General features: G+C 63.4%; 21 protein-coding genes. 9 read left to right on the plus strand and 12 right to left on the minus strand.

Annotated elements, in window-relative coordinates:
• Window positions 1–80: 80 nt before the first annotated feature.
• A complete protein-coding gene (locus J6524_RS12895) occupies window positions 81–743 on the plus strand; it encodes a hypothetical protein (protein WP_225671006.1) in 663 nt (220 codons plus the stop codon).
• Between the two features lie 107 nt (window positions 744–850).
• Here the strand turns inward: J6524_RS12895 and J6524_RS12900 are convergent, their stop codons facing one another.
• Window positions 851–1798, minus strand: a complete 948-nt coding sequence (locus tag J6524_RS12900; RefSeq protein WP_225671007.1) for an alpha/beta fold hydrolase — start codon at window positions 1796–1798, stop codon at window positions 851–853.
• Window positions 1799–2044: 246 nt separating this feature from the next.
• Here J6524_RS12900 and J6524_RS12905 point away from each other — a divergent pair, with 246 nt between their 5' ends.
• A complete protein-coding gene (locus J6524_RS12905) occupies window positions 2045–2512 on the plus strand; it encodes an Hsp20 family protein (RefSeq protein WP_225671008.1) in 468 nt (155 codons plus the stop codon).
• Window positions 2513–2615: 103 nt separating this feature from the next.
• On the opposite strand, the gene J6524_RS12910 is transcribed toward J6524_RS12905, so the two are convergent.
• Window positions 2616–3233, minus strand: coding sequence for a GyrI-like domain-containing protein (locus J6524_RS12910; RefSeq protein ID WP_225671009.1), 618 nt, complete (start codon window positions 3231–3233; stop codon window positions 2616–2618).
• 289 nt (window positions 3234–3522) lie between these two features.
• Here J6524_RS12910 and J6524_RS12915 point away from each other — a divergent pair, with 289 nt between their 5' ends.
• Entirely contained in the window at window positions 3523–4299 is a 777-nt protein-coding gene (locus J6524_RS12915; protein WP_225671011.1) for an alpha/beta fold hydrolase, read from the plus strand.
• A gap of 82 nt (window positions 4300–4381) precedes the next feature.
• Here J6524_RS12915 and J6524_RS12920 read toward each other — a convergent pair whose 3' ends face one another.
• Window positions 4382–5131, minus strand: coding sequence for a hypothetical protein (locus tag J6524_RS12920; RefSeq protein WP_225671013.1), 750 nt, complete (start codon window positions 5129–5131; stop codon window positions 4382–4384).
• A 479-nt stretch (window positions 5132–5610) separates the two neighbouring features.
• Between J6524_RS12920 and gltB the strand changes: the two genes are divergently transcribed.
• On the plus strand, window positions 5611–10344 hold the full coding sequence (gltB, locus tag J6524_RS12925; RefSeq protein WP_225671015.1) for a glutamate synthase large subunit: 4734 nt from the start codon (window positions 5611–5613) through the stop codon (window positions 10342–10344).
• A gap of 141 nt (window positions 10345–10485) precedes the next feature.
• A complete protein-coding gene (locus J6524_RS12930; protein WP_225671017.1) occupies window positions 10486–11943 on the plus strand; it encodes a glutamate synthase subunit beta in 1458 nt (485 codons plus the stop codon).
• 133 nt (window positions 11944–12076) lie between these two features.
• Here J6524_RS12930 and J6524_RS12935 read toward each other — a convergent pair whose 3' ends face one another.
• A complete protein-coding gene (locus tag J6524_RS12935) occupies window positions 12077–13783 on the minus strand; it encodes an outer membrane beta-barrel protein (RefSeq protein WP_225671019.1) in 1707 nt (568 codons plus the stop codon).
• Window positions 13784–13972: 189 nt separating this feature from the next.
• Here J6524_RS12935 and J6524_RS12940 point away from each other — a divergent pair, with 189 nt between their 5' ends.
• The gene (locus J6524_RS12940) at window positions 13973–14986 is read left to right on the plus strand and encodes a KpsF/GutQ family sugar-phosphate isomerase (protein ID WP_225671020.1); all 1014 of its coding nucleotides are present in this window, start codon (window positions 13973–13975) and stop codon (window positions 14984–14986) included.
• A gap of 103 nt (window positions 14987–15089) precedes the next feature.
• On the opposite strand, the gene J6524_RS12945 is transcribed toward J6524_RS12940, so the two are convergent.
• Complete coding sequence (locus J6524_RS12945; RefSeq protein WP_225671022.1) at window positions 15090–15641, minus strand: carboxymuconolactone decarboxylase family protein; 552 nt, start codon at window positions 15639–15641, stop codon at window positions 15090–15092.
• A 69-nt stretch (window positions 15642–15710) separates the two neighbouring features.
• Between J6524_RS12945 and J6524_RS12950 the strand changes: the two genes are divergently transcribed.
• Window positions 15711–16046 (plus strand): winged helix-turn-helix transcriptional regulator, encoded by a 336-nt coding sequence (locus tag J6524_RS12950; RefSeq protein WP_225671024.1) that lies wholly within the window; start codon window positions 15711–15713, stop codon window positions 16044–16046.
• A 101-nt stretch (window positions 16047–16147) separates the two neighbouring features.
• Here the strand turns inward: J6524_RS12950 and J6524_RS12955 are convergent, their stop codons facing one another.
• The 3 genes from J6524_RS12955 to hemH all read right to left on the minus strand — a co-directional run bounded on the left by J6524_RS12955 (window position 16148) and on the right by hemH (window position 18865).
• A complete protein-coding gene (locus J6524_RS12955; RefSeq protein ID WP_225671025.1) occupies window positions 16148–16594 on the minus strand; it encodes an NfeD family protein in 447 nt (148 codons plus the stop codon).
• 43 nt (window positions 16595–16637) lie between these two features.
• Window positions 16638–17639 carry an SPFH domain-containing protein gene (locus J6524_RS12960; RefSeq protein WP_225671026.1) on the minus strand — a complete coding sequence of 334 codons (1002 nt, stop codon included), beginning with the start codon at window positions 17637–17639 and terminating at the stop codon, window positions 16638–16640.
• Between the two features lie 188 nt (window positions 17640–17827).
• Complete coding sequence (gene hemH / locus J6524_RS12965; RefSeq protein WP_225671027.1) at window positions 17828–18865, minus strand: ferrochelatase; 1038 nt, start codon at window positions 18863–18865, stop codon at window positions 17828–17830.
• A 109-nt stretch (window positions 18866–18974) separates the two neighbouring features.
• Between hemH and J6524_RS12970 the strand changes: the two genes are divergently transcribed.
• Entirely contained in the window at window positions 18975–19373 is a 399-nt protein-coding gene (locus J6524_RS12970; protein WP_225671028.1) for an MAPEG family protein, read from the plus strand.
• A gap of 1053 nt (window positions 19374–20426) precedes the next feature.
• On the opposite strand, the gene J6524_RS12975 is transcribed toward J6524_RS12970, so the two are convergent.
• The 4 genes from J6524_RS12975 to J6524_RS12990 form a co-directional block, all read right to left on the minus strand.
• Window positions 20427–20864, minus strand: a complete 438-nt coding sequence (locus J6524_RS12975; protein ID WP_225671029.1) for an acyl-CoA thioesterase — start codon at window positions 20862–20864, stop codon at window positions 20427–20429.
• A gap of 220 nt (window positions 20865–21084) precedes the next feature.
• Window positions 21085–22149 (minus strand): nickel/cobalt transporter, encoded by a 1065-nt coding sequence (locus tag J6524_RS12980; protein ID WP_249789451.1) that lies wholly within the window; start codon window positions 22147–22149, stop codon window positions 21085–21087.
• A 2-nt stretch (window positions 22150–22151) separates the two neighbouring features.
• Window positions 22152–22766, minus strand: coding sequence for a DUF1007 family protein (locus J6524_RS12985; protein WP_376712025.1), 615 nt, complete (start codon window positions 22764–22766; stop codon window positions 22152–22154).
• Window positions 22767–22949: 183 nt separating this feature from the next.
• A complete protein-coding gene (locus tag J6524_RS12990; RefSeq protein ID WP_225671795.1) occupies window positions 22950–25031 on the minus strand; it encodes a M3 family metallopeptidase in 2082 nt (693 codons plus the stop codon).
• A 240-nt stretch (window positions 25032–25271) separates the two neighbouring features.
• On the opposite strand from J6524_RS12990, the gene J6524_RS12995 reads away from it, so the two are divergent.
• A complete protein-coding gene (locus J6524_RS12995) occupies window positions 25272–25532 on the plus strand; it encodes a hypothetical protein (protein WP_225671032.1) in 261 nt (86 codons plus the stop codon).
• The last annotated feature ends 486 nt before the right edge of the window (window positions 25533–26018 follow it).

Here is a 26018-nt window from a genome sequence, read left to right on the forward strand (position 1 = left end):
ATTTCCTTTTGCAAAACCGTCATCTGCTCCACGGCGAGACGGGTCATTTTTCATATTCGGCGCCTTTGAGGATTTGAACGATGTCGGATCATGCGATTGCTGCCGCCCCGGGCACCGCGCTCGCTGGGCAGCTTCCCGTTTCGCCCAACAACCCTTGCCCCTTTTTGCGCGCGCTTGTCGCCAACGGCTATGTCGACGGCCACGTCGTGCCGCTCTCGCAACTCACCGAAATAATCGGATGTGCGAGCGGCGAAACCGGCTCCGCGCAAAAGAAGGTGCGTATCGCAACCTGGATAGTTGCTGTCATCGCAAACGGCCTCGGGCCGGCCCGCGTGTTTGAGAGCGCGACCTCAGGCGCCGTGCTCGACGAATTGCGCAACGGGCCGCTCGACAAGCATGGCGGCGGTTCGCGCATTCTCGATGCCCACGCGAAAGTTCATGAAGATCAGATCGAACGGCTCGCGAGATTCGGAAAGGATTGCAAGGATCCCGCCGGCGGCATCGAGACCGGGCTGACGGCCAAGGAGATCAAGACCTTCATGGCGGCCAATATCGAGCGCGACGGCGACGCGGCGCGCTGGTACTTCCCGATCCTGATGAAGGGCGAATGGCCGGTCCTATTGAAAATCCTCGGCAAGGGCGAAGGCGAGGCGCGCTATCTCAGCGTTGCCGAGGTCAGGACGCTGTTCGTCGAGCGCCGATTACCTGAGCGCATCACAGCGCGTCTGCCGAAGCCTGCTTAGGCCACAGTCGCCATGCCCGGACTTGATCCGGGCATCCATCATTCTTCGGACAAAGCCTCTTCATTAGAGATGGATTGCCGGGTCAGGGCAATGACAGCGTGTGATCATCACTTGAACAACGGCGTGCCCGGCACGAAAGCATCGAACGCTGCCCAGAATTGCGAGCGGTAACGGTCCTGCTCCTGCAGGATCTCGTGCTTGGAGCCGGCGATGACCAGATGCGACCCGGCGCGCAGATGATAGGCGAATTCCTCGATCGCGGCAGTGGACACGATGGTGTCGTTGCTGGCGGCCAGCATCAGGATCGGCTGGCGGATTTCCGACGGATAGTTCATGCCACGAAAGGTATTCATCGCCCGAAACGCGGTGTCGGCCCAGGCCACCGTCGGCGAGCCGATGCCGAGCGTCGGGTCTTCCTCGAAAATTGCGGCGTTGCGGGCGTAGCGCACGGGATCGCTGGTGAAGGGGTTGTTGATGAAGGATTCCGTTCCGGTCAGTTTGTCGCCGCCGCCGGGCACGTAGCGGCCGCCCTGCCCCATCAACCGCATGAGGCGAAGCAGCGCGCGGGTCGGGAACGAGGTGGTGCGCCCCGGCAGGTCGATCATCGGCGCCGACAGCACCATGCGGTCGAACCAGCGCTTTCCGGCATGCGCGATTCTTAGCATGACCGCGCCGCCCATCGAATGCGCCAGCGCGAAATAGGGCGGTGGGCAATCCGGCAGCACCACCTGCTGCACGAAGGTTTCGACGTCGACCTCGTAATCGGAGAAGTCGCGGACATAGCCCTTTCGCGGGTCGCGCAGCCGACGCGAGGAATGCCCCTGGCCGCGCCAGTCGATCATCGCCACCGCAAAACCGCGGTCGCGCAAGTCGCGCACCGTCTCGAAGTATTTCTCGATCGGCTCGCTGCGGCCGGTGAAGACGCAGACCGTGCCCTTGCGCCCCGCCGGCGGCGCCCAGCGCGCAAACCGCAGTTCCGCGCCATCGGGCGTCTTGATGGTGCCCGAGACGACGTCCTCCGGAACCGGATTGGCGGGGATTGAGACGAGCGTCATGAGGGCAACCGGCTAGGCCAAAAGGGCTGGAAATCAAGGGCGGGGCGCAAAAAAGGGGCCTGTTTCGCCCCTCTTGAACGCAGTTTCACCCCTCCCATATCACTTCTGTGCAGGCCGCTACCAGTGGTTCGGAACCGAAACCCAGGTCGTCAAAACCTACGGCTCCCAAACCCAAGGCTGCACGGACTACAGCCCGGCCCGATGGCGGGCGGGTAATTGAAACAGTCGCTCAATGGAGGACTATCTATGCGTACTTATGATCTCACCCCGTTCTATCGTTCCACCGTCGGCTTCGACCGCTTCTTCAACCTGCTTGACCAGGTGACCTCAGACGGCAGCCCCGGTTATCCGCCCTACAACATCGAACGTACCGGTGAGAACGCCTACCGCATCAGCGTTGCGGTATCCGGCTTCTCGCAGGGCGAGCTTTCGATCGTCGCGAAGGAAAACACGCTGACGATCAAGGGCGAGAAAACCGCCAACGAGAACGGCAAGGAAAAATCCGAAGTGCTTTACCGCGGCATCGCCGCGCGTGCCTTCGAGCGCGTCTTCCAGCTTGCCGATTTCGTGCAGGTGAAGAACGCCTCGCTCGAGAACGGCCTGCTCCACGTTGATCTCGTCCGCGAGATCCCCGAGGCCAAGAAGCCGCGCAGCATCCCGATCAACTCGGGCGCGCCGGCTCCGCAGGTGGTCGACGCTTCCGTCGCCGCGTAAGGCGACCAGGTTTCAGCCGGTATTGGCTGAATGCGAAACGCCCCGGGAAACCGGGGCGTTTTTTGTCATTGGCACACTGCGCCTTCAGAATGCAGTGCGGGCCTCAACTGGCCCTCCTGACCGGCTGCCTCAGGATCGTCTTGAGTTTTTCGGGCGCCACTTTGCGCGGATCGCTCAGATAGATTTCGTGATGCGGACCTGCGAAGGTCAGCCCCTGCGCGGGCATGATTTCGTTGTGCAGCCTGGCGAGCACCGGGCCCTCATCGTCGTAGCTGCCGATATGCAGGGTCTGCAGGCAGCGTCCCTCATCCAATGATTCCAGACGTAGCGATTCCGGCGGCTCGCCGAGCTTGTCACGCGATTTTGCCACGGCGGCGTCATAGAGAGTTCGATCGACAAAGTCGGGCACCATGATCATCATCGTCCATTGCCAACGATGCTTCCACCGCCTGACAAAGTCGTCGGGGTCGTCGGCCCACCAGAGGCCTTCGAGGGGAGGAACGACATAGTCCTTGCCCAGCTTGGCCTTGGCGCCAAACTTGATCGCATAACTCACGGCATAGAGCCGTTCGATGGCACGCTTGTAAGATGGCTCGCTGTTGGGATCGCCTTTGCCGTCGATCTTGACGAACTGCATGACCGGTACGTCCACGATGGCAAAGCTGTCGGCCGGCGCGCTGTAGAGCTTCGAGAGTTTCTTCTTGAAATCGATTTTGTCCACGTCCGTCTCTCGTTTGCCGACATTCGCTGAATGCGAAAGTGCGCCAGGAAACCAGCATTTTTTAGCGCGCATGACAAAGACGGCTTGCTCCGCCTCCGCACATTAACAGCGAATTTAGATCCGGCTTCACGCATTAACAGCGAATTTAAATGATGTCCGCTGCTGCGACGGCTATTTGACCGCGCGCACCGGCACCGGTGGTGCCGAGACGCGTAACATTTGCAATTCGGCGACGTACTCACGTTTGCTCCCGGCCCTTCAATCAACTTATCAAAATCAGGAGAGATCGATGGCGAAGTTACAGATCGTTGCGGCGCTCGCCGCCAGTTTATTTGCAGGTTCGCTCGGCGCACTCGCCACGCCTGCGCAGGCTGCCGCACCGGCAAAAGCAAAAAATGTCGTGCTGGTGCACGGCGCCTGGGCCGACGGATCGAGCTGGTCGAAAGTCATTCCGCGGCTGCAGGCGGCGGGCCTTCACGTCACCGCTGTCCAGAATCCGCTGACCTCGCTGGAGGATTCCATCGCCGCCACACGCCGCGCACTGGCGCAGCAGGATGGTCCGACCGTGCTGGTGGCGCATTCCTGGGGCGGCACCGTCATCAGCGAAGTCGGCAACGACCCGAAGGTCACGGGGCTGGTCTATATCGCGGCGCGAGCGCCCGATGCGGGTGAGGATTTCGTCGCGCTCTCACAGAAGTTTCCAACAGGTCCGGCGCGCGCCGGCATTCAGGAGCACGACGGCTTCACCAAGCTGTCCGAGGACGCCTTTCTGAGATACTTCGCCAATGGCGTTGATCGAAAGACGGCGGAAGTCCTCTACGCCGTGCAGGAGCCGGCCGCGGCTTCGCTGTTCGCCGGCCGCACCACCGCTGCCGGATGGCATAGCAAGCCGAGCTGGTATGCAGTGTCGAAGCAGGACTACACGATCAATCCCGATCTCGAACGGTTTCTCGCCAAGCGCATGAATGCGACGACGGTCGAACTGGATGCTGGCCACCTGTCGCTGGTTTCACAGCCGGACAAGGTAGCCGATCTGATCCTGGCTGCGGCAGGCCAGCGCAAATAGCTGACGGCGACGAAAAACGCCCCGGCGACACCGGGGCGTTTTTGTTGCTATCGCCGTCAGGAATGCAGGCCGAGGCCAGGAGTTACTCCAGCCCCTGCACGTTCGGCATGTCTTGGGTCGGCGCAATCTGCGGTGCCGGCTTGTCCGGGATCGATCCCGTAGCCGCCGGCGCAGCCGCGGCCTGCGCCGCGGTCGGCTTCGGCGCAGGCGCGGCCGCCTGTTGGACCGGGGCCGGCGCGGGCTTTGCAGCAACCGGACTGGCCTTCGGCATCGGCACCGTTCGGCTTGCCACCTGGGAGGCCAGCTTTGATGGCCGCGGCGTGGCCTGACCATGGGTGGATGCTTGGCTAGGTGCTTGGGTCGCCGCATGCGGCAGCGGAGCCGCCGAGGGACCGCGGAAGGCGCTCTGCTCTTCGTAGAAGTTGTCGCCCATCCGATCGGACGGCACGAAACGGATGATCCGGCCGTTGCGCGCATCGATCACCAACCGGCCGTCCTCACCGCCCCTGTCGACCACCGCAATCGTATAGACGAAGCCGCGCAGCCTCGGGATGCCGAGCGGCAAGAATCCATTGTCGCGCAGCACGGAATAGACTTCTGTCGACGGCAACAGGCCGGGACCGGGGGCGTATCCGTATTGCGGCCCGGGCGGGTAGTCCGGGCCGGGTACGTAGCGCGGCCCTGGAACAGGTGGCGGCGCCACCGCGTATGGAACGTCGAAATCCGATGCTGCCCTGTATGGCGAGCGCCCGGCCTCATAAGGCCCCTGCGCCTGCGCGCCACTTGCCAGAAGGACCAATCCCGCCGCCAAAGATCCCGTGAACAACTTCATTATCGAAAGCTCCTGTAAGCCCCATTAGCCGCCGGACCCGGACGGGAGCATTCGGCTCTCTCTTCCGGCCCCACGGCGAATTTCATTACGAAATCCGGCAGTCCTTGGGCCGGATCGGGGCGCGCTACCGCCGCAAAGCCCGATCGGTGGTTTTTCCCGGCCCGCGAGGCCCCTTATCCGCATGCGGGCGAGGACTTTCACGCGCTTGTGTGATAAAGAAAAATTTGGCATGGTCGAAGTTAGGACAGTATCACTGTCTCAATTGCGGGGTGGTCCCGGCACAGGGATTGCAACGAAACCGTGGCGCCACGAGCGTCAGGGCAGTGCAGGCAAGGCCGTTCCTCAGGGACGTTGAACGGGAAGCCTGAATTTAAGAAATAGCGGCTCGCGGCGGACGAGCGGTGGCCCGGTGGGTGCCGCAAGCGTCCAAGGTGCGCCGACGATGCGGTGAGGCCCTTAGCCTTTTTGAGAGGAATGAAATGAGCGGGTCGGAATTCGAGCGCGAAAACATCGTGGCAGAAACACTGTCGGCGACCGCGGCTTCGAAACCGGCCGACACTACGCGCGAGCATGACTGGCGCCCGCCGGCCGAGGGCATGTATGACCTCAGCCTGGAGAAGGATTCCTGCGGCGTCGGCTTCATCGCCAACATCAAGGGCAAGAAGTCGCATCAGATCATCTCCGACGCGCTCAGCATCCTCTGCAATCTCGAGCATCGCGGCGCGGTCGGCGCCGATCCGCGCGCCGGCGACGGCGCCGGCATTCTGGTGCAGATCCCGCACGCCTTCTTCGCCCGCAAGGCTGCCGAGCTCGGCTTCAAACTGCCAGCACCCGGGCAATATGCGATCGGCGCGCTGTTCATGCCGAAGGAGACGGCGTGGCGAAAGGTGATCCAGAGCATCATCGCCGAACAGATCAAGGAAGAAGGCCTCGTGCTGCTCGGCTGGCGCGACGTGCCGTCCGACAACGCTTCGCTCGGCGCTACCGTGAAGCCGACGGAGCCCTACCACATGCAGGTGTTCATCGGCCGCAACGGCACGGCGAAGACCGACGAAGAGTTCGAGCGCAGGCTCTACATCCTGCGCAAGTCGATCTCGCAGGCGATCTACCAGCGCCGCGACCGCGGCATGGCCGGCTATTATCCGGTCTCGCTGTCGTGCCGCACCTTGATCTACAAGGGCATGTTCCTCGCCGACCAGCTCGGCAAGTATTATCCCGACCTTCATGAAGAAGACTTCGAGAGCGCGCTGGCGCTGGTGCATCAGCGCTTCTCGACCAACACCTTCCCGACCTGGTCGCTGGCGCACCCCTACCGGATGATCGCGCACAACGGCGAAATCAACACGCTGCGCGGTAACGTCAACTGGATGGCGGCACGCCAGGCTTCCGTGCATTCGGAGCTCTACGGCAAGGACATCAACCGCCTGTGGCCGATCTCCTACGAAGGCCAGAGCGACACCGCCTGCTTCGACAACGCGCTCGAATTCCTGGTGCAGGGCGGCTACTCGCTGCCGCACGCGATGATGATGATGATTCCGGAAGCGTGGGCCGGTAATCCCCTGATGGATGAAGAGCGCCGCGCCTTCTACGAATATCATGCCGCGCTGATGGAGCCGTGGGACGGCCCCGCCGCGATCGCCTTCACCGACGGCCGCCAGATCGGCGCGACGCTGGACCGCAACGGGCTGCGTCCGGCGCGCTATCTCGTCACCAAAGACGACCGCATCGTGATGGCGTCCGAAATGGGCGTACTCAAGATTCCGGAGGACCAGATCGTCACCAAGTGGCGGCTGCAGCCTGGCAAGATGCTGCTGGTCGACCTCGAACAAGGACGCCTGATTCCGGACGACGAGATCAAGGCCACGCTGGCCAAGAGCCATCCCTATAGCGAGTGGCTGCATCGCACTCAGCTCGTGCTGGAGGAATTGCCTGATGCGCCGGTCAAGGGCATGCGCTCGAACCTGCCGCTGCTCGACCGGCAGCAGGCGTTCGGCTACAGCCAGGAAGACATCAACATCCTGATGACGCCGATGGCGGCCACCGGCGAGGAGGCCGCGGGCTCAATGGGTAACGACACGCCGATCTCGGCGCTGTCTGATCGGCCGAAGGCGCTCTTCACCTACTTCAAGCAGAACTTCGCGCAGGTCACCAATCCGCCGATCGATCCGATCCGCGAAGAGCTCGTGATGAGCCTTGTCTCGATCATCGGGCCGCGGCCGAACCTGTTCGACCTGCAGGGCATGGCTTCGACCAAGCGGCTCGAAGTGCGCCAGCCGATCCTGACCGATGCGGACCTGGAAAAGATCCGCTCGATCTCGGATGTTGCCGATACCCATTTCAAGTCGCGCACGCTCGACACCACCTTCCACGCCGGCTTCGGCGCAGCGGGGATGGAACAGGTGCTCGACGAACTCTGCGCGCGTGCCGAGGGCGCGGTGCGCGAGGGCGTCAACATCATCATCCTGTCCGACCGGATGGCGGGCACCGACCGGATTCCAATCCCCTCGCTGCTCGCCTGCGCCGCCGTGCATCATCACCTGATCCGCACCGGCCTGCGCACCTCGGTCGGCATCGTCGTCGAGTCCGGCGAGCCGCGCGAAGTGCATCATTTCGCGTGTCTGGCCGGCTACGGCGCCGAAGCGATCAATCCGTACCTCGCGTTCGAAACCATCATCGCGATGAAGGATCGCCTGCCGGGCGCACTCGACGATCATGAGATCGTCAAGCGCTACATCAAGTCGATCGGCAAGGGCCTCTTGAAGGTGATGTCCAAGATGGGCATCTCGACCTACCAGTCCTATTGCGGCGCGCAGATCTTCGACGCGGTCGGGCTGAAGGCCGATTTCGTCGCCAAGTATTTTGCCGGCACCCACACCCGTATCGAGGGCGTGGGCCTTGCTGAAATCGCCGAGGAGACCGCGCGCCGTCATGCGGACGCGTTCGGAGATGCGCAGGTCTACAAGACCGCGCTCGATGTCGGCGGCGAATATGCCTACCGCACCCGCGGCGAGGATCATGCCTGGACGGCCGAATCCGTTTCCTCGCTGCAGCATGCCGTACGCGGCAACTCGCAGGAGCGCTACCGCGCGTTCGCCAAGATCCTCAACGAGCAGTCCGAGCGGCTACTCACGCTGCGCGGCCTGTTCCGGATCAAGACCGCCGAGGACGAAAAGCGTAAGCCGGTGAAGCTCGACCAGGTCGAGCCGGCCTCTGAAATCGTCAAGCGCTTCTCCACGGGTGCGATGAGCTTCGGCTCGATCTCGCGCGAGGCGCACACCACGCTTGCGATCGCCATGAACCGGATCGGCGGCAAGTCCAACACCGGCGAAGGTGGCGAGGAAGCCGATCGCTTCAAGCCGATGCCGAACGGCGATTCGATGCGCTCGGCGATCAAGCAGGTCGCCTCGGGCCGCTTCGGCGTGACGACGGAATACCTCGTCAACTCCGACATGATGCAGATCAAGATGGCGCAGGGCGCCAAGCCCGGCGAAGGCGGCCAGTTGCCGGGCCACAAGGTCGACGCGACGATTGCGCGCGTGCGGCATTCGACGCCCGGCGTCGGCCTGATCTCGCCGCCGCCGCATCACGACATCTACTCGATCGAGGATCTGGCGCAGCTCATCTACGACCTCAAGAACGTCAACCCGGAAGGCGCGGTCTCGGTCAAGCTGGTCTCCGAAATCGGCGTCGGCACCGTGGCTGCGGGCGTCGCCAAAGCGCGCGCCGACCACGTCACCATCGCGGGCTTCGAGGGCGGCACCGGTGCGTCCCCCCTCACCTCGATCAAGCATGCCGGCAGCCCGTGGGAAATCGGCCTTGCCGAAACCCACCAGACGCTGGTGCGCGAGCGGCTGCGCAGCCGCATCGCAGTGCAGGTCGACGGCGGCTTCCGCACCGGGCGCGACGTCGTGATCGGGGCACTGCTCGGGGCCGACGAATTCGGCTTCGCCACCGCGCCTCTGATCGCGGCGGGCTGCATCATGATGCGCAAGTGCCATCTCAACACCTGCCCGGTTGGCGTCGCGACCCAGGATCCGGTGCTCCGCAAACGCTTCACCGGCCAGCCCGAGCACGTCATCAACTACTTCTTCTTCGTCGCCGAGGAAGTCCGCGAGATCATGGCCTCGCTCGGCTACAAGACGTTCGATGAGATGGTCGGCCAGACCCAGATGCTGGACCAGTCGAAGCTGGTCGCGCACTGGAAGGCCAAGGGTCTCGATTTCTCAAAACTGTTCGTGCGGCAGAAGGAAGACAAGGGCCAGAAGATCTACCATGCCGAGCCCCAGAACCATCATCTGGAGAAGGTGCTTGATCGCCGCCTGATCGAGAAGGCGCAGGCCGCGCTCGACCGCGGCGCGCCGGTTAGAATCGAGGAAGAGATCAACAACACCGATCGCTCGGCCGGCGCGATGCTCTCTGGCGCGGTTGCCAAGATCTACGGCCATGCCGGATTGCCGCTCGACACCATTCACGTCAGCCTGAAGGGCACGGCGGGCCAGGCGTTCGGCGCGTGGCTTGCCAAGGGCGTCACCTTCGATCTCGAAGGCGAAGGCAACGACTATGTTGGCAAGGGCCTGTCCGGCGGCCGCATCATCGTCAGGCCGCCGAAAAACTCCGGCATCGTGCCGGAAGAGTCGATTATCGTCGGAAATACCGTGATGTACGGCGCGATCGACGGCGAATGCTATTTCCGCGGCATCGCCGGCGAGCGTTTTGCGGTGCGTAACTCCGGTGCGGTCGCCGTCGTCGAAGGCGCCGGCGATCACTGCTGCGAATACATGACCGGCGGCATCGTCGTCGTGCTCGGCAAGACCGGGCGCAACTTCGCGGCCGGCATGTCGGGCGGCATCGCCTATGTGCTGGACGAGGCCGGCGACTTCGAAAAGCTCTGCAACCTCGCGATGGTCGAACTCGAGCCGGTGCTGTCGGAAGAGATGATCAACGCCGGCACCTACAATCACTCCGGCGATCTCGAGGCGCATGGCCGGGTTGATGTATTCGCCAATCTGCTGGAGACCGATATCGAGCGGCTACACGTGCTGATCACCCGTCACGCCAAGCTGACCGGCTCGAAAAAGGCCACCGAGATCCTCGCGAACTGGAAGGCCTGGCTGCCGAAATTCCGCAAGGTGATGCCGGTGGAATACCGCCGCGCGCTGAAGGAATTGAAGGCGAACGCCGACGCCGAGCCGAAAATCGCGATCGGGGCTTAGGTACACAAGCCCGTCATTGCGAGCGCAGCGAAGCAATCCATCGCTCCACCAGCCGAACCATGGATTGCTTCGTCGCCAGCGCTCCTCGCAATGACGGAGGCGAGACACACACGAACGTAAGATGCAGGGGCATCAGGTTTAATGGGCAAGATCACAGGTTTTCTCGAGATCGACCGTAACGAACGCAAGTATGCGCCGGTCGCCGATCGTTTGAAGCATTACCGCGAATTCGTCATTCCGCTGAGCGAGAAGGACACCCGCGACCAGGCCGCGCGCTGCATGAATTGCGGCATCCCCTATTGCCACGGCACCGGCTCGGTGGCCCCGGGCACGCCGGGCTGCCCGGTCAACAACCAGATCCCCGATTTCAACGATCTGGTCTATCAGGGCAACTGGGAAGAGGCATCGCGCAATCTGCACTCGACCAACAATTTCCCGGAGTTCACCGGCCGCATCTGCCCTGCGCCGTGCGAGGCGTCCTGCACGCTCAACATTGACGACAACCCGGTCACCATCAAGACCATCGAATGCGCGATCGTCGACCGCGCCTGGGACAATGGCTGGCTGAAGCCCGAGATCCCTGCGGCCAAGACCGGCAAGAAGGTCGCGATCGTCGGCTCCGGTCCCGCGGGCCTTGCGGCTGCGCAGCAGCTCGCGCGCGCCGGCCATGACGTCCATGTCTACGAGAAGCACGCCAAGGCCGGCGGATTGCTTCGCTATGGCATTCCCGACTTCAAAATGGAAAAGCACATCATCGACCGCCGCGTGGCCCAGATGGAAGCCGAGGGCGTGACCTTCCATTACGGCGTCCATGTCGGCGGCACCTCGCAAGGTGCGATCGATCCGCGCGAGTTGCTTGCCCAGTATGACGCGGTGGCATTGACGGGTGGCGCTGAAGCCGGCCGCGACCTGCCGATTCCCGGCCGCGATCTTGACGGCATCCATTTTGCGATGGACTTCCTGCCGCAGCAGAATCGCCGCGTCTCCTCGGAGCCGCTCGGCGGTGCCAAGGATATCCTGGCCGGCGGCAAGCATGTCGTCGTGATTGGCGGCGGAGACACCGGTTCGGACTGCATCGGCACCTCGTTCCGGCAGGGCGCGAAATCCGTCACGCAACTTGAAATCATGCCGGCGCCGCCCGAGCGTGAGAACAAGGGCGTGACCTGGCCGAACTGGCCCTTGAAGATGCGGACCTCGTCGAGCCAGGCCGAGGGCGCGAAACGCGAGTTCGCCGTGCTGACGCAGAAGTTTTCCGGCGTCGACGGCAAGGTGCAGAAGCTGCATTGCGTCAAGGTCGACGACAAGTTCAAGCCGCTGCCCGGCACCGAGTTCGAGCTTGAGGCGCAGCTCGTGCTGCTCGCGATGGGCTTCGTGCATCCCGTGCACGAGGGCATGCTGAAGACGCTCGGCGTCGACCTCGACCAGCGCGGCAACGTCCGCGCCAACACGTCGGACTACCAGACCTCGCTGCCCAACGTGTTCTCCGCCGGCGACATGCGCCGCGGCCAGTCGCTGGTGGTCTGGGCAATCCGCGAGGGCCGACTCTGTGCGCGAGCGATCGACCAGTATCTGATGGGGACGACGACGCTGCCGCGGTAGGCGGCGCGCTACTCGACGTAACGTCGGCCATCACGCGAGCTGTCGTCACCCGCGAAGCGGGTGATTCGGAGAGGCCGCGGCGTATTGGATGCCCCGCCTGCGCGGGGCATGACGAGGCAGCGCGAGCGCGATCCTAATTCTGCACCCTCACGCCCAGCATCACCACCGTCGACGCCGTACTATTCCCCGGCAAGTTCGAATCCAGCCAGTCGCGCCGCAGCGTGCCGCGGAGCCAGAGCGCGCGGCTCATCTTGTAGATCAGGTCGCCGGAGAGCGAATAGAAGCGGTCGAAGCGGTCGTTGCCCTGGTATTGCTGGGTGCCCCAGGTGAATTTGCCGATGACGGTCAACCAGCGGCGGAAATCGTGATCGACTTCGGCTGTGTAGGTGTGCGTGAGCACGCCGGAGACGCCGGGCACCGTCGTCTCGTCAATCGACGTCGTGGCGAAGAATCTTGCGGTGGTCAGCGGCGTTGCAACCCATACCAGCGAGGCCGATGTCAGCAGGCCCTGCAACGGTAGCAACCGCGGATCTTCATAGGTGCGCGCCGCCCAGCCGACCGCGACTTCGCCGGTCAGCATCCGCGAGAACTCGAAACTGGTGCCGGCCCTGACATTGCCGCCGCTGGAATTGCGCTGATAGCCGTTACGATCGACCAGAAGATCGTGCGAGCGGATGTTGCCCACAATTTCGCCGAACGGTTTCAAGCCCGGCATCAGATCGTAGCTGACGCGGCCGAGGCCGCCGTACTGATTGTAGTTGCGGTCGTCGTTGCTGGTCGAGGTGCCGTCAGTCAACTCCGAGTACTGATAGACGGTGCGGTCGAGCGCAGCGCCCGCGGAAAGCTGCAAGCGGTTGAAGTTCTGATCGACGCCAAGCGTGCCACCGAACGTCGCATAGACCGGATATCTGGACAGGCCGGCCTGCACGTTTGGGCTGCCGGGATTATCGGTGGCGACGTTCAGTCGCGCCTGGCCGAGCAAGCGGGTGTCGTGGGTGACATCGAGACGACCATCGACATGGCCGATGAAATCCGGACGGTCGAGATTCGTCGGCGCCGACGACGCCACGCCGGCCACCGGCGGAAAGGTGTTGGTGTAGCCGGTGAAGGAACCCCTGAGGTCGGCGACAACAGCGTGGCGCTCCCAGTCGGAGAACGCGACAAATTCCGGTGCGATTACATAGAAGGGCGATCCCCTCGGCACCGACGTTCGCCCGGGATTGGTGTCGTAACCGCCTCTGAGTTCGACGGCGGATTTGATCAGGAAGCTGCCGGCGTAGTCGCCGACCGCGCCGAACGGATCGTCGTCGATCTTGAGCCGCTTGCGCGGCGGCTGTCCGACGATCGTACCCGCCATGGCCGGCGGGATCGGCGTCTTGTGCGCCGACTGCGACGGCGGAATCGAAAGCCGCAGCGGCGTGTTCGATGCGATCGCTGGCCGGGGTGGACTGCCGGGACCGATCGGCGGCTTCGGCCTCGCCTGTCCGGGATAGTATTTCGGCTGCTTGCGCTTGCGGTTTAGCGAGTCATAGCCCGTCTCGGCGGCACCATTCGCAGCCGGCAGACCGTATTTCGGGATCGGTCCGGTCCGCGGCGGCGCGGGTTGCTCATTCTCCGGAAGCTTGGGACTGGCGAGCGGATCGTTTAACTCGGCCGCGGTTCGTCGTAGCGGCGAATCCGGTGGCGTCATCTGGCTGGCGCGACGCGAACTGAACAGCTCCGACGTGACGGTTTGCGCCTGCGCCGCGGTTCCCGATAGCGCCATCAGCGCAACGCACGGCAAGGCCGCGCGAAGGACGCGCGCGCGGCTGTTCCGGCCGGTTGCTGGCCCCACCCCCACGATGAAATATACCCCAGCCCAAACAACTACTTAGGTGACATGCATCCGGGCGTCCGCGGAACATGTCGTTAATGGAGTTAAAACAATTATGGTTAATGGGTCGTTGAGAGGGCGTTCGCGCGTCGCATCGCCGGACGTGCCATGCTATGGACGGCTTCGGCGCGAAGCGCCCGCTTCCCTGGGACAGACATGGCTAATCCGCATCAGCTGATGACAGAATCATCCGGCACCAACCCCGCTGACTCCGCCGTTCAATCGGCATTGCGCACGCTCGATGCCGAGGGCAGCGGGATCGCCGCGCTGTCGGCGGCGCTGCAATCCGATCTCCGCGCGCCCTTCATCGCCGCCGCCGACCTGATCCGGAACGCCAAGGGACGGCTGATCGTCACGGGGCTCGGCAAGTCCGGCCATATCGGACGCAAGGTCGCCGCGACGTTTGCCTCCACCGGCACGCCGGCGTTCTTCGTCCATGCCGCCGAGGCGAGCCATGGCGACCTCGGCATGATCACGGCCGACGACGTCATCCTGGCGTTGTCCTGGTCCGGCGAGCAGCCGGAGATGAAGAATCTGATCACCTATGCCAAGCGCTTCCGCATCTCCGTGATCGCGATGACGGCGCAGCAGGAATCCTCGCTCGCCAAGGCAGCCAGCATCGCCCTGACGCTGCCCAAGGCGCGCGAGGCATGTCCGCACAACCTCGCGCCGACCACCTCCTCGCTGATGATGCTGGCGCTCGGCGATGCGCTGGCGATCGCGCTGCTCGAAGGCCGCGGCTTCACCTCGACCGACTTCAGCGTGCTGCATCCCGGCGGCAAGCTCGGCGCGCTCCTGAAATACGCCCGCGATCTCATGCATTCCGGCGACTCGATACCGCTGAAGCCGCTCGGCACCAAAATGTCCGAGGCGCTGGTCGAGATGACGTCGAAGGGCTTTGGCTGCGTCGGTATCGTAGATAGCCGCGGCCATCTCGCCGGCATCGTCACCGACGGCGATCTGCGCCGCCACATGGGCCCCGACCTGATGACCGCGACGGTCGACGAGGTGATGACGCGGAATCCCAAGACGATCGGCCGCGACGTGCTGGCCGGCGAGGCGCTGGAGATTCTCAACTCCTCGAAGATCACGACGCTGATCGTCACCGACGCCAACAAGCCGGTCGGCATCGTGCATTTGCACGATTTCCTGCGCGCCGGCGTGGCGTAGGCTTCGCATGTCGCTTTCGTAGGTGGGTTAGCGTAGCGTAACCCACCGATACGCGGGGATAGATGGTGGGTTACGCCTTCGGCTAACCCACCCTACGGTGCCTTCATCGCGGAAATCTCGCCGCCTTCTCCTCCAGCGGCAACGCAAGTCCGTTCGCGAGATAGGACACCGTGCGATAGAATCCGCACAGCAGCATGATCTCGAATATCTGCGCATCGTCGTAATGCGCCGAGAGGCCAGCAAATTCGGCGTCGCTGAGCGTGGCGCGTTCGTGCAGCGCATCGACGGCGGCGATCAGGGCCTGCTCCGCGGGTGACCAGCATCCCGCGTCGGCAGGGCCGAGCACGGTGGCGCGAACCTGTTCTTCCGTCAGCTGCGCCGCGTCAGCGAACGTCGCAACATGCACGCCCCATTCATACTCGCATCCCGTTCGCGCGCAGGTGCGGTCGATGACGATCTCGCGCTCTCGCAATGACAGCGGTCCGCGGTCCAGCAGGCTGCCGGCGCGGAATTTCTCCCAGGCGCGGGCGTTGCCGGCGGTGACGCGAAACAGCATCAGCGGCGGCGCGCCGCGCATGATGCGGTCGAACTGTGCGGCAATATCAGGTGCATAGGGCGGCTCGAGCGGCGCGATGCGCGGCGCGGTCTGGGACATGGCCGACTCCTGTGCTACAAATAACGTAGCACGATGCTACACTATTTGTAGCGCTAAGCAAGAGGATCCATGCCGAAACCGGCCGCCACGACCAAGCAACGCGCCGTTCGCGGCTCCAGGACCGGCCGCCCGATCATGGCCCTGCTCGATCTGCTCGGCCGCCGCTGGACCTTGCGGATCGTCTGGGAACTGCGCGACGGCCCCCTGACCTCGCGCGCGCTCCGTACCGCTTGCGACGACGCTTCGCCGACCGTGATGCAGGCCCGGCTGTCGGAGCTGCGCGAGGCCGGCCTCGTCGAACTCGTTTCCGGCGACGGCTATCGCCTCACGCCGCTCGGCAGGGAGCTCCTGGAAAGCTTCCTGCCGCTGCATCGCTTCGCCGAACGCTGGAGCAGGCGAAGCTGACCTCTTCAGCCTCGCCCCCGCTCGATCCGCTCGCACCGACTTCGCGGTAAGAGCCCCTCACCCCTACCCTCTCCCCGTGAAGGACGGGGAGAGGGAGTCTATTAGGCCATCGCCACCGTCAAGCTGGCGCCGTCGGCCTGCACCACCCTGACCCGGCTGCCGGCGGGCGCGTCGGGGCCGGCGACGCGCCAGATCGTGTCGTCGATCCGCACCGTGCCGGTGCCGCCGACGATAGGCTTTTCGAGCGTGAATTCGCGGCCGATCAGCGCCTCGGTCCGCTTGTTGAGGAACGGGCTGCCCCGGTTGCTGCTACCCGCGCTGCGCGCGAAATATCGCCACGCCGGCACGGCTGATATTGCGAATATCGCGAACATCAGGAGTTGCGTCTGCCAGGACGGATTGACGGCAAACGAGACAAGCCCTGTCAGCAGCGCCGCGAGCCCGAGCCAGAACATGAAGACACCTGGCGCGAGTAGCTCCAGCGCCATCAGGAGGAAGCCGAAGATCAGCCAGTTCCAGGTGCCGAGAGATGAAAATATTTCGGCCATGACACGAACCTCTCATCAAGCATTGTGACCTTCGAACCAAACCTCACCGCTGCGGCGCGACCGGCGGCGGCGTCGGGCCGGTGGTCGGCACCGATCCCGTCCGCCGCGCGGCAGCCGTCGCGGAGGCTGCGCTCTCGCCGAACGCCGCCTTGGCGATCTCGCCGATGCCGGCGAGCGAGGACAGCACGCTGGTCGCTTCCACCGGGATCATCAGGATCTTCTGGTTCGGCGATTCCGCGAACTGCCCAAACGCCTTGATGTATTTGTCGGCGATGAAATAGTTCAGCGCGGCAATGTCGCCCTTGGCGATCGATTCCGAGACCATCTGGGTCGCCTTGGCTTCGGCTTCCGCGAGCCGCTCGCGCGCCTCGGCGTCGCGGAAGGCGGCTTCGCGGCGGCCTTCCGCCTGCAAAATCTGTCCCTGCTTGGCGCCTTCCGCGCGCAGGATTTCCGACTGGCGCTGGCCCTCGGCCTGCAGAATGTCGGCGCGCTTGACGCGCTCGGCCTTCATCTGCCGTCCCATTGCCTCGACCAGATCAGCCGGCGGTACGATGTCCTTGATCTCGATGCGGTTGACCTTCAGCCCCCACGGCGACACCGCGGCATCGACCACGCGGAGCAGCCGCTCATTGATCTCGTCACGATGCGACAGCACCTGGTCGAGATCCATCGAGCCCATCACCGAACGGATGTTGGTCATGGTCAGGACGATGATCGCCTGCTCGAGATTGGCGACCTCGTAGCTTGCTTTCGCCGCATCGAACACCTGGAAAAAGGCGACGCCGTCCACCGTCACGGTGGCGTTGTCCTTGGTGATCACCTCCTGCTCGGGGATGTTGATCACCTGCTCCATCATGTTCATCTTGCGGCCGACGCGATCGAAATAGGGTACGATCAGGTTCAACCCTGGCGATAGCGTTCTGGTGTACTTGCCGAACCGCTCGATAGTCCAGTCATAGCCCTGCGGCACCGTCTTGACCCCTGCAAACAGCGTGACGATGACGAGCAGTACAAACGCGATCGCGAAAATATCGAAACCAGTCATAAAGTCCTCCAGGAGACGGCAAGGTGATGCGTTGCCGGACGCCGCCTCATACCTCAGTCAGCGTCACTGCGGCGCCGGTTCAGGCCGGCTGTTCTCAAGTTATGGTATATAGCTAGGGAACGATTGGGCGGCCACCAGATGTTCTCTGGTCCGAACGGCGGCAACATGTCGACAAGTTCTTTAGCCAGCTATATCCAGCCCTGAAGTTCACGCAAAACGAGCTGGCGGATGACGTCCATGCCGGGCTCGCTGTCGTTGAGGCAGGGGATGGCGGAAAACTGCTCGCCGCCATTGTGCCGGAAGATCTCGGCATTCTCCTGCGCGATCTCCTCCAGTGTCTCAAGGCAATCGGCGGCGAAGCCCGGGGTCACGACGGCAATGCGCCTCACACCATCCTTCGCAAGCTTCTCGATGGTCTTGTCTGTATAGGGCTGCAGCCACTCGTCACTGCCGAAGCGTGACTGAAACGTAAGGATCAGTTTGGAGGCATCAAGCCCCATGCGCTTGCGCAGGCTTTCCGTTGTCGCAATGCACTGGGTGTAATAGGGATCGCCCTGGTCGACATATTTCTGCGGCATGCCGTGGAACGATGCCACGATCAGTTCGGGCTCGAAGGGCAAGGTCGCCAGATGCGCCGACATGGAGACCGCGAGCGCCTCGATGTAATCGGGATCATCGTAATAAGGCGGCGTCACCCGCAATGTCGGCTGCGCCCGCATGTCGGCCAGCACCCGAAACACCTCGTCGCAGACGGTCGCTGACGTCGCCGCGGAATATTGCGGATAGAGCGGCACTACCAGCAGGCGGTCGCAGCCCTGCGCGGCCAGCGCGTCGATGCGCGAGCGGATCGACGGATTGCCGTAGCGCATCGCCCAGTCGATCACGACGTGGTCATGATCTGAGATCGCTTCAGTGAGCTTTTCGGCCTGCGAGCGGGTGATCGTCTTGAGCGGAGATTCGCCTCTCTCGGCATTCCAGATCTTCTGGTAGTCGCGCGCCTTGCGGGCGGGGCGCACGCGCAGGATGATGCCGTTGAGGATCAGCTTCCAGAGCAGGCCCTGATCCTCGATGACACGTGGATCGGAGAGGAATTGCTTCAGGTAGACCCGCACCCCGGGGGCGTCGGCGGTGTCAGGCGTGCCGAGATTGACCAGCAGCACGCCGATGCGTTGCGGCTGGGCCGCCCGTGCCGGCTTCGCATTTCCAAAGGGGACGACCACGGTCATGATTTCGACGGCTTCGCGCGTTGCGCCATCCTTGTCAAGATAACCGCCGGTTCGCTACGCTTGCAACATTGCCGCGGGGCGCGCGTGCGAGTTCGCCCGGGGAGGAACCATGACGATCGCCGAATGGTGTGTTTTCGGGACGCTGCTGCTCTATTTGCTGACGATCGCATCGGTCAAATGGGCCGCCTTCGGCCAGTTCGACAATTCCAAGCCGCGTGATCCTGCCTTCTACGCCGACCCGATCCGCGCCCGCGCACTCGGCGCGCATCAGAACGGTATCGAGGCCTTTCCGTTTTTTGCGGTCGCCGTGCTGCTGGCGGAATTTCGGCTGGGCCCGCAGCGCCTGATCGATGAACTCGCGGTTCTCTTCCTGATCGTGCGGATCGCCTATGTCTTCACCTATCTCGGCAACCGTCCAACGCTGCGCTCGATCCTCTGGAGCCTCGGCTTTGCGATCAACATCGCGATCTTCTTCATGCCGGCACTGAAGGCGTATCTGCCGGCGTAGGGTGGGCGTCATGCTGTGCTCCCTCCCCGTCATTGCGAGCCACCCGGTCGGCGCGTAGCTCCGCCGGATGACAGGCTCCGCGAAGCAATCCATGGCTCGGCTCGGGGACAGATGGATTGCTTCCGCCTTCGCCAAGGCTTCGGCGGACAAGTCGCTGCGCTCGCAAGGACGTGGAGATAGCGCCATACACACGACCGTCATCCCCCGCGCATGCGGGGGATCCAGTACGCCGCGGCTTCTCGGCTCAGTCACTACGGTCTCTGGATCGCCCGCCTACGCGGGCGACGACAACTGGGTGTGCGTTCGCGATCTCGCGACATGTTTTGCCCGAGGTTTGCTTGAAAACTTCCCGCCCTCTCGATCAGAGGGCGCAGGGAAGACCGGGTGCGCGCCGCACCCGCGGTCTCGTGTGCAATTATGCGCAAAAAGCGCGCACACGAGCATACAGGTTCGGCGGGAGCATCCCGGCCTTCCCTGCGCAATGGCTTTACGGCTTATACGCGCTCTCTCTGGTGAACGGCTCTTTTGCCACCATCGCCCGTAAGCAGCTTTCGCTCCTTTCGGACTTAACGCCAGCACCGCGGCGTCCAGACCACACGACTTCGCCGTACGCCTCCGGCGCGCAACGTCTCTCGCGCCATCTGCGTCCATCGCATCTCACCGCGCGTTCGTGACGTTCGCGAGCGCCCCTCATCTGCGGCGAGACGGCCGGAGTTATGCGACTGATTTGGGTGAAAACGGAAGCGGAATATTTTTGATTTCAGGCCTTGACACGATTTCTGAAAATCAGAAGTGATTTGCTCATCGCCACCTTGTCGCGGGCGATTGCATCAAATTGCGCTTGCGCACTAACCAAATCAGTTAGCAGCGCGATCGGTGATGGATGGCGGCACGTCGCTAAAGCTCCTTTGCCCGCCCTTGTAGGGATGGCCCGCGCGTCATTGCGAGCGCAGCGAAGCAATCCATTGTCACCTCGTGCGTGGATGGATGGATTGCTTTGCTGCGCTCGCAATGACGGGTGGATGCATTCTTCGTGTTCATACGACACACATCTCACGCCGCCAGATGCTTCTCCCGCGTCGCGATCAGGTCGCGGATGTCGTTCGAAATCGGTACCGGGCGATGCGTCTCTTGATCGGTGTTGACCCAGACGATCTCGCCGGTGACGAGCGCCTCACTCCCGCCCTTCAGGAAAATCGCAAGCTCGAAGGTCATGCTCGAATTGCCGATCCGCGCCACGCGCGCGCCGACGTCGAGTTCCCAGTCGAAGCGGACGGGCGCCTTGTATTCGATGACGGATTTCACGACGTGGAAATCGACGCCGGATTTCTGCGCATCGGCATATTGATCGTAGCCGAGCGCGCGAAAATATTCCGTGATGGTGGTGTCGAAATAGGTCAGGTAATGCGCGTTGAACACGACGCCCTGACCGTCGATCTCGGAATAGCGCACCCGGAACGGGTGGAAGAACCAGAATTGCTCGCGTGACATGGGGGGTACTCGGCTTTGCGTGTTCGGCTGTTTGCATAGCCTATCGGATCGAGAATGCGTAGGGCGGATTAGCCGCAAGGCGTAATCCGCCATGTATCCCCAGGAATCGGCGGATTACGCTATCGCTAATCCGCCCTACGCTTCTGTAGCCCGCATGAGCGTAGCGATATGCGGGACAAGCTCCCCCGGATATCGCTTCGCTCATCCGGGCTACAGTTCTCTATAGACACGTCGCGCGTTCGGCGGCGAGATAGCCGAACAACAGGCCGAGGCCGAACAGCAGCACCAGACCGGCGGCGCCGAACTCGATACCGCGCATGATCAGAGCGCCGCCTCCCTCGCGCCCGGCGCTCAGGCGCTTGGCGAGGCCCTTTGCCGAGACGGCGATGATGGCGATGGTGGCGACCGTGATCGCGGTGCCGAGCCCCATCACGAAGGTTGCGGCGATGCCGGCGAGAAACAGGCCCTGGGCCAGCGAGAACACCAGCACCAGGATGGCGCCCGAGCAGGGCCGCATGCCGACCGCAAAGATTGTGCCCAAACCGCGCCGCCAGCCGCCGGGACCGGCGAGCTGATCCGGCGTCGGCCCATGCGAATGGCCGCAATGCTCGTCATGCACGTGGTCGTGGCCGTGGTGGTGATCATGCCCATGACCATGATGGTGGCCATGATCGTGATGATCATGATCATGATGGTGCGCGACAGCCATCGCTACCTGCGGCTTTGCCTGCAGCGCGCGCATAAAACCGGCGCCCTTGGTCCAGACCAGCCGCGCGCCAACGGCCGCGATCAGGGCGTAGCTGACGATCTCGATCGCCTTCTCCGCAGAGCACATCGTCTTGGCGGTTGAGGAAAGCAGCCAGGCGAACACCGCGACGATGGCGACCGCCACCAGCGCCTGCAGGAACGCGGAGGCAAACGACAGCACGATGCCACGCCGCGCGGTCTCCTCATTGGCGACGAGATAGGACGAGATCACCGCCTTGCCGTGGCCGGGGCCGGCAGCGTGGAAGATTCCGTACGCGAACGAAATCGCAAGCAGCGTCCAGACCGCGCTGCCGTCGGATTTCGCGGCGCGAATTGTTGCCGACATCTCGCGATAGAATTCGGATTGCTTGGCGAGGATCCAGCCGATGATGCCGCCGACCTGCGGCTCGGCGGCAGGCCGCGGGCCGCCGAACGGGTTCTGCGCCAGCACTGCGTGCCAGGCGGCGTCGAAAACCACAACGGCCGCGAACACCGCGGCCGTGATCACCACGCCCCGCGCGAGGCCTCGCGTGACCAACCTCACGGGCAGTTCACCGTGATCTTGTTGGCGAACATCGCGCCATAGTTGGAATTGTCGCCGTTCATGAAATTGTTCTCATTGAGCCTCTGGGTGTTGGCGGTCTCGTCGTTCGGCCGCTGAAACTGCATCTGGCACGCCGCGGGCGCGCCGACGAGCTTGATCGGGTCCTTGTCCTCGAACTTGAAGTCGATGAAGTAGGAGGGATCGAACACTTCCAGCGCCAACTGCTTGGACGCCACCGGCGCCTTCAGCGGCAGCACGAAATGCAGGGTGAGCGCGCTGTCCTTGTATTCGAGATAGTAGTCGGTCGGCTCGTTGAACTTCGCCTTCTTGCCGTCCGTCTTGGCGAAGGTGAAGTAGGCGAAATCCTTCAGCGACTCGACATTGGTCTGTGCCAGCGGCGCCAGCTCCTCGCGGGTGTAGACGCCCTTGGTCTTGGTCGCGACGCCCTGCAGCGCATAGGTCGAGAACATGTCATCGAAGGTCCAGGCGTGACGCACGCCGGTCATCGCGCCGTCGGGCCCGTAGACCACCTCGCTTCTGGCGGTGATCCAGACATGCGGATGGGCCTCGGCGGACGATGCGCCGGCCGACCAAGCAACGATCAACCCCAACAATCCGAACAGTACACGGAACGCGCCGTGCCCGCCGGATGCGCGATTTGCGCGCGGGGCGCGGGGACCGATACGCGGTGTCTTCTCGTTTTGGCAGTGTGGCAAAAGCTTTCCCTTCACGACGAACACCAGAAGTTATGGGTCCCTGCGTTCGCAGGGACGACCGCGGAGGCAGCCCGCATCTCAGGCCGCCGGCGTTGCTTCGAGCAGGCCCCGCCGGCGCAGCAGCGCATCCGCCTCCGGCTCGCGGCCGCGGAAGGCGATATAGGCTTCCTCCGGCTCGCGCGAGCCGCCCGACGAGTAGATGTTGTCGTGCAGGCGCTTGGCGGTGGCGGGGTCGAAGATGTCGCCGGCCTCTTCGAAGGCGCCGAACGCGTCGGCGTCCATCACTTCCGACCACATGTAGCTGTAATAGCCGGCGGCATAGTGGTCGCCGGAGAAGATGTGGCCGAACTGGGTGGGCCGGTGCCGCAGCGCGATTTCCGCGGGCATGCCGATCTTTTCCAGCTCGGCCTTCTCGAACGCGCCGACATCGCGGCTGGCCTCGGCCGGCTGGGTGTGGAATTCGAGATCGATCAGCGCCGAGGAGACGAACTCCACGGTGGCAAAGCCCTGGTTGAACTTGCGGGCAGCGAGGAAGCGCTGCAGCAGGTCATCCGGCAGCGGCTCGCCGGTCTGATAGTGTTTTGCGAACTGCCGCAGCACCTGCGGCTGCTCCTGCCAGTGCTCATAGAGCTGCGAGGGCAGCTCGACGAAGTCGGTGAACACGGATGTGCCCGACAGCGAGGGATAGGTGACGTTGGACAGCATGCCGTGCAGGCCGTGCCCGAATTCGTGGAATAGGGTGCGGGCGTCGTCGGGCGACAGCAGCGACGGCAGGCCGTCGGCTCCCTTGGCAAAGTTGCAGACGTTGATGATGAGCGGCGCGATCTCGCCATCGAGCTTCTGCTGGTCGCGCAGCGAGGTCATCCAGGCGCCGGAGCGCTTTGAGGGCCTCGCGAAGTAGTCGCCATAGAACAGCGCCTTGTGCTTGCCGTCGGCATCCTTGACCTCCCAGACCCGGACGTCCGGATGCCAGACCGGAATATCCTTCCGCTCCGAGAAGGTGATCCCGAACAGGCGGGTGGCGCAGTCGAAGGCGGCCTCGATCATGTGGTCGAGCACCAGATAGGGCTTGATGGCGGCGTCGTCGAAATCGGCGCGGCGCTGGCGCAGCTTTTCGGCGTAGTAGCGCCAGTCCCAGGGGGCGAGGTCGAAATTGCCGCCCTCCTCCGCGATCAACTCCTGCAGGGCGTCGCGGTCGGCCAGAGCCTGGGCGCGGGCCGGCTTCCAGACCCGCTCCAGCAGGCCGCGCACGGCCTCCGGTGTCTTGGCCATGGAATCCTCCAGCCGGTAGGCGGCGTAGGTCGAAAAACCCATGATCTTCGCGGCCTCCTCGCGCAGCGCGAGGATTTCCACGATGGTGCTGTTGTTGTCGTTGGCGTTGCCATTATCGCCGCGCGCGATGAAGGCCTTGTAGACCTTCTCGCGCAGGTCGCGGCGGGAGGAGCTCTTGAGGAACGGCTCGACCGAGGAGCGCGACAGCGTCACGATCGCCTTGCCCTCCATGCCCCGCTCTTCCGCCGCCGCCTTGGCCGCGGCGATGAAGGCGTCGGGAAGGCCGTCGCGGTCGTCCTCGCCGAGCTCCATGAACCACTCCTGCTCGTCGCCGAGCAGATGGTGGCTGAACGTGGTGCCGAGCTGCGCCAGGCGCTCGTTGATCTCGGCGCGACGCTTCTTGGCAGCTTCGTCGAGGCCAGCGCCGGCGCGGTAGAAGTTGGTGTAGGTGCGCTCCAGGAGCCGCTTCTGCTCACCCGTCAGGCCGAGCGTGGCGCGGTTCTCGTGCAGCAACGCGATGCGGCCAAACAGCACCGCGTTCATCATGATCGGGTTCCAGTGCCGCGCCATCCGCAAGGAGACTTCCTTGTCGATCTCGAGGATCGCCGGATTGGAGTGGGCCGAGACCAGGTCGTAAAACACTGCCGAGACCTTCGCGAGCAGCCGGCCCGAGCGCTCCAGCGCCGTGATGGTGTTGGCGAAGTCCGGAGCCGAGGGATCATGGGTGATCGCCGCGATCTCGGCGGCATGGTCGGCAAAGGCCTGCTCGAAGGCCGGCAGGAAGTGCTCCGGCTCGATCTCGGCAAAAGGCGGTGTCTCGAACGGCGTCTCCCAAGGCCTCAAGAGCGGGTTCGCCCTGGCTTCCGACAGGTCCGCCGGCTGCAGCATCTCTGACATCACAAATCCCGTTTTCGCCCCGGAACCCCTGGCGATTCTGATTGTATCAGAACCGGGCTCCGGCTCTTAGTTTTGACGCGTTTTCTTCACGCGAACCGGTACCCACTTCGCTTGAAAACGCTTTGAAACATGCGGCAATCTATAGCACGCGATGCGGCATTTTTGGGCCTTTTGCGCTTGATAGATGGGGCCTTTTCGGAGAGATTGCGCCCCCGGAAAAGGACCTTTTTCATGAGCCAACAGCCTGTTTCGAAATCCTCCCGCGAGATCGTCTGGCCGAGCGTCATCACCGTGATCTCGGCGGCGATCCTGATCGGCGCCGAAGTGTTCGGCGCGGCGTTTGCCGGCGGCTGGGCGCTCGCGATCCTGTTCGGTCTCAACGACACCAGCGCGCACATCTTGCAGGCGGTGCTGTTCGGGATCGGCGTGCTGATCATGGTGGCGTTCATCCGCGGCGCGCAGCGCATCGAGCCGTTCTCCAAGCGCGTCTGACGCGCGTTCGAGAAACCGCTGCAGCGCAGGCGCTGCAGCGCTTCACGTCTCTCAAGAAATCTTAACGCCCATTCATGTTCGTTCATCGGCGACGCGCGCGGCGAACGCTTTCGTAAGCACGCGCGCGGGAAATTTTTCCCCACCCTAAAAAAATTCTTGCGAAGCCGATTCAAAAGACTTATTTCCAGCCTTGCCCAATTTCGCACGTGCCTGTGGTCGTGTGTCAGTCGGTAGGTATCCGGACAAGAGGCCGGACAGCCGCCAAGGGATGGAAGAACCGAGGGTCGCTGAACAGGCGGCCAGCATCTCTCTCCAGGGATGCCGTTGAAGGTCTCACCACTCCTTGCAACCGTGACTGGCAGCCGGAGGCGAACCGGCGTACCTCGCTCTCAACGGGGGACGCGACTTAAAGCAACGACGGATCGGGCTTTTTTGGTCTCTACCGGCATTCCACCGCCGGCGCGGGCTACTGAAAAGGCTTGTCCT

Origin of the sequence: Bradyrhizobium hereditatis (genome assembly GCF_020329435.1) — a bacterium.
GTDB classification, from domain to species: domain Bacteria; phylum Pseudomonadota; class Alphaproteobacteria; order Rhizobiales; family Xanthobacteraceae; genus Bradyrhizobium; species Bradyrhizobium hereditatis.

Bases quoted from the DNA above. Each gene is read 5' to 3' on its own strand.
- J6524_RS12895 (WP_225671006.1), top strand. From the start codon at position 81: ATGTCGGATCATGCGATTGCTGCCGCCCCGGGCACCGCGCTCGCTGGG.
- J6524_RS12900 (WP_225671007.1), bottom strand. From the start codon at position 1,798: ATGACGCTCGTCTCAATCCCCGCCAATCCGGTTCCGGAGGACGTCGTC.
- J6524_RS12905 (WP_225671008.1), top strand. From the start codon at position 2,045: ATGCGTACTTATGATCTCACCCCGTTCTATCGTTCCACCGTCGGCTTC.
- J6524_RS12915 (WP_225671011.1), top strand. From the start codon at position 3,523: ATGGCGAAGTTACAGATCGTTGCGGCGCTCGCCGCCAGTTTATTTGCA.
- J6524_RS12920 (WP_225671013.1), bottom strand. From the start codon at position 5,131: ATGAAGTTGTTCACGGGATCTTTGGCGGCGGGATTGGTCCTTCTGGCA.
- gltB (WP_225671015.1), top strand. From the start codon at position 5,611: ATGAGCGGGTCGGAATTCGAGCGCGAAAACATCGTGGCAGAAACACTG.
- J6524_RS12930 (WP_225671017.1), top strand. From the start codon at position 10,486: ATGGGCAAGATCACAGGTTTTCTCGAGATCGACCGTAACGAACGCAAG.
- J6524_RS12940 (WP_225671020.1), top strand. From the start codon at position 13,973: ATGGCTAATCCGCATCAGCTGATGACAGAATCATCCGGCACCAACCCC.
- J6524_RS12945 (WP_225671022.1), bottom strand. From the start codon at position 15,641: ATGTCCCAGACCGCGCCGCGCATCGCGCCGCTCGAGCCGCCCTATGCA.
- J6524_RS12950 (WP_225671024.1), top strand. From the start codon at position 15,711: ATGCCGAAACCGGCCGCCACGACCAAGCAACGCGCCGTTCGCGGCTCC.
- J6524_RS12955 (WP_225671025.1), bottom strand. From the start codon at position 16,594: ATGGCCGAAATATTTTCATCTCTCGGCACCTGGAACTGGCTGATCTTC.
- J6524_RS12960 (WP_225671026.1), bottom strand. From the start codon at position 17,639: ATGACTGGTTTCGATATTTTCGCGATCGCGTTTGTACTGCTCGTCATC.
- hemH (WP_225671027.1), bottom strand. From the start codon at position 18,865: ATGACCGTGGTCGTCCCCTTTGGAAATGCGAAGCCGGCACGGGCGGCC.
- J6524_RS12970 (WP_225671028.1), top strand. From the start codon at position 18,975: ATGACGATCGCCGAATGGTGTGTTTTCGGGACGCTGCTGCTCTATTTG.
- J6524_RS12975 (WP_225671029.1), bottom strand. From the start codon at position 20,864: ATGTCACGCGAGCAATTCTGGTTCTTCCACCCGTTCCGGGTGCGCTAT.
- J6524_RS12990 (WP_225671795.1), bottom strand. From the start codon at position 25,031: ATGCTGCAGCCGGCGGACCTGTCGGAAGCCAGGGCGAACCCGCTCTTG.
- J6524_RS12995 (WP_225671032.1), top strand. From the start codon at position 25,272: ATGAGCCAACAGCCTGTTTCGAAATCCTCCCGCGAGATCGTCTGGCCG.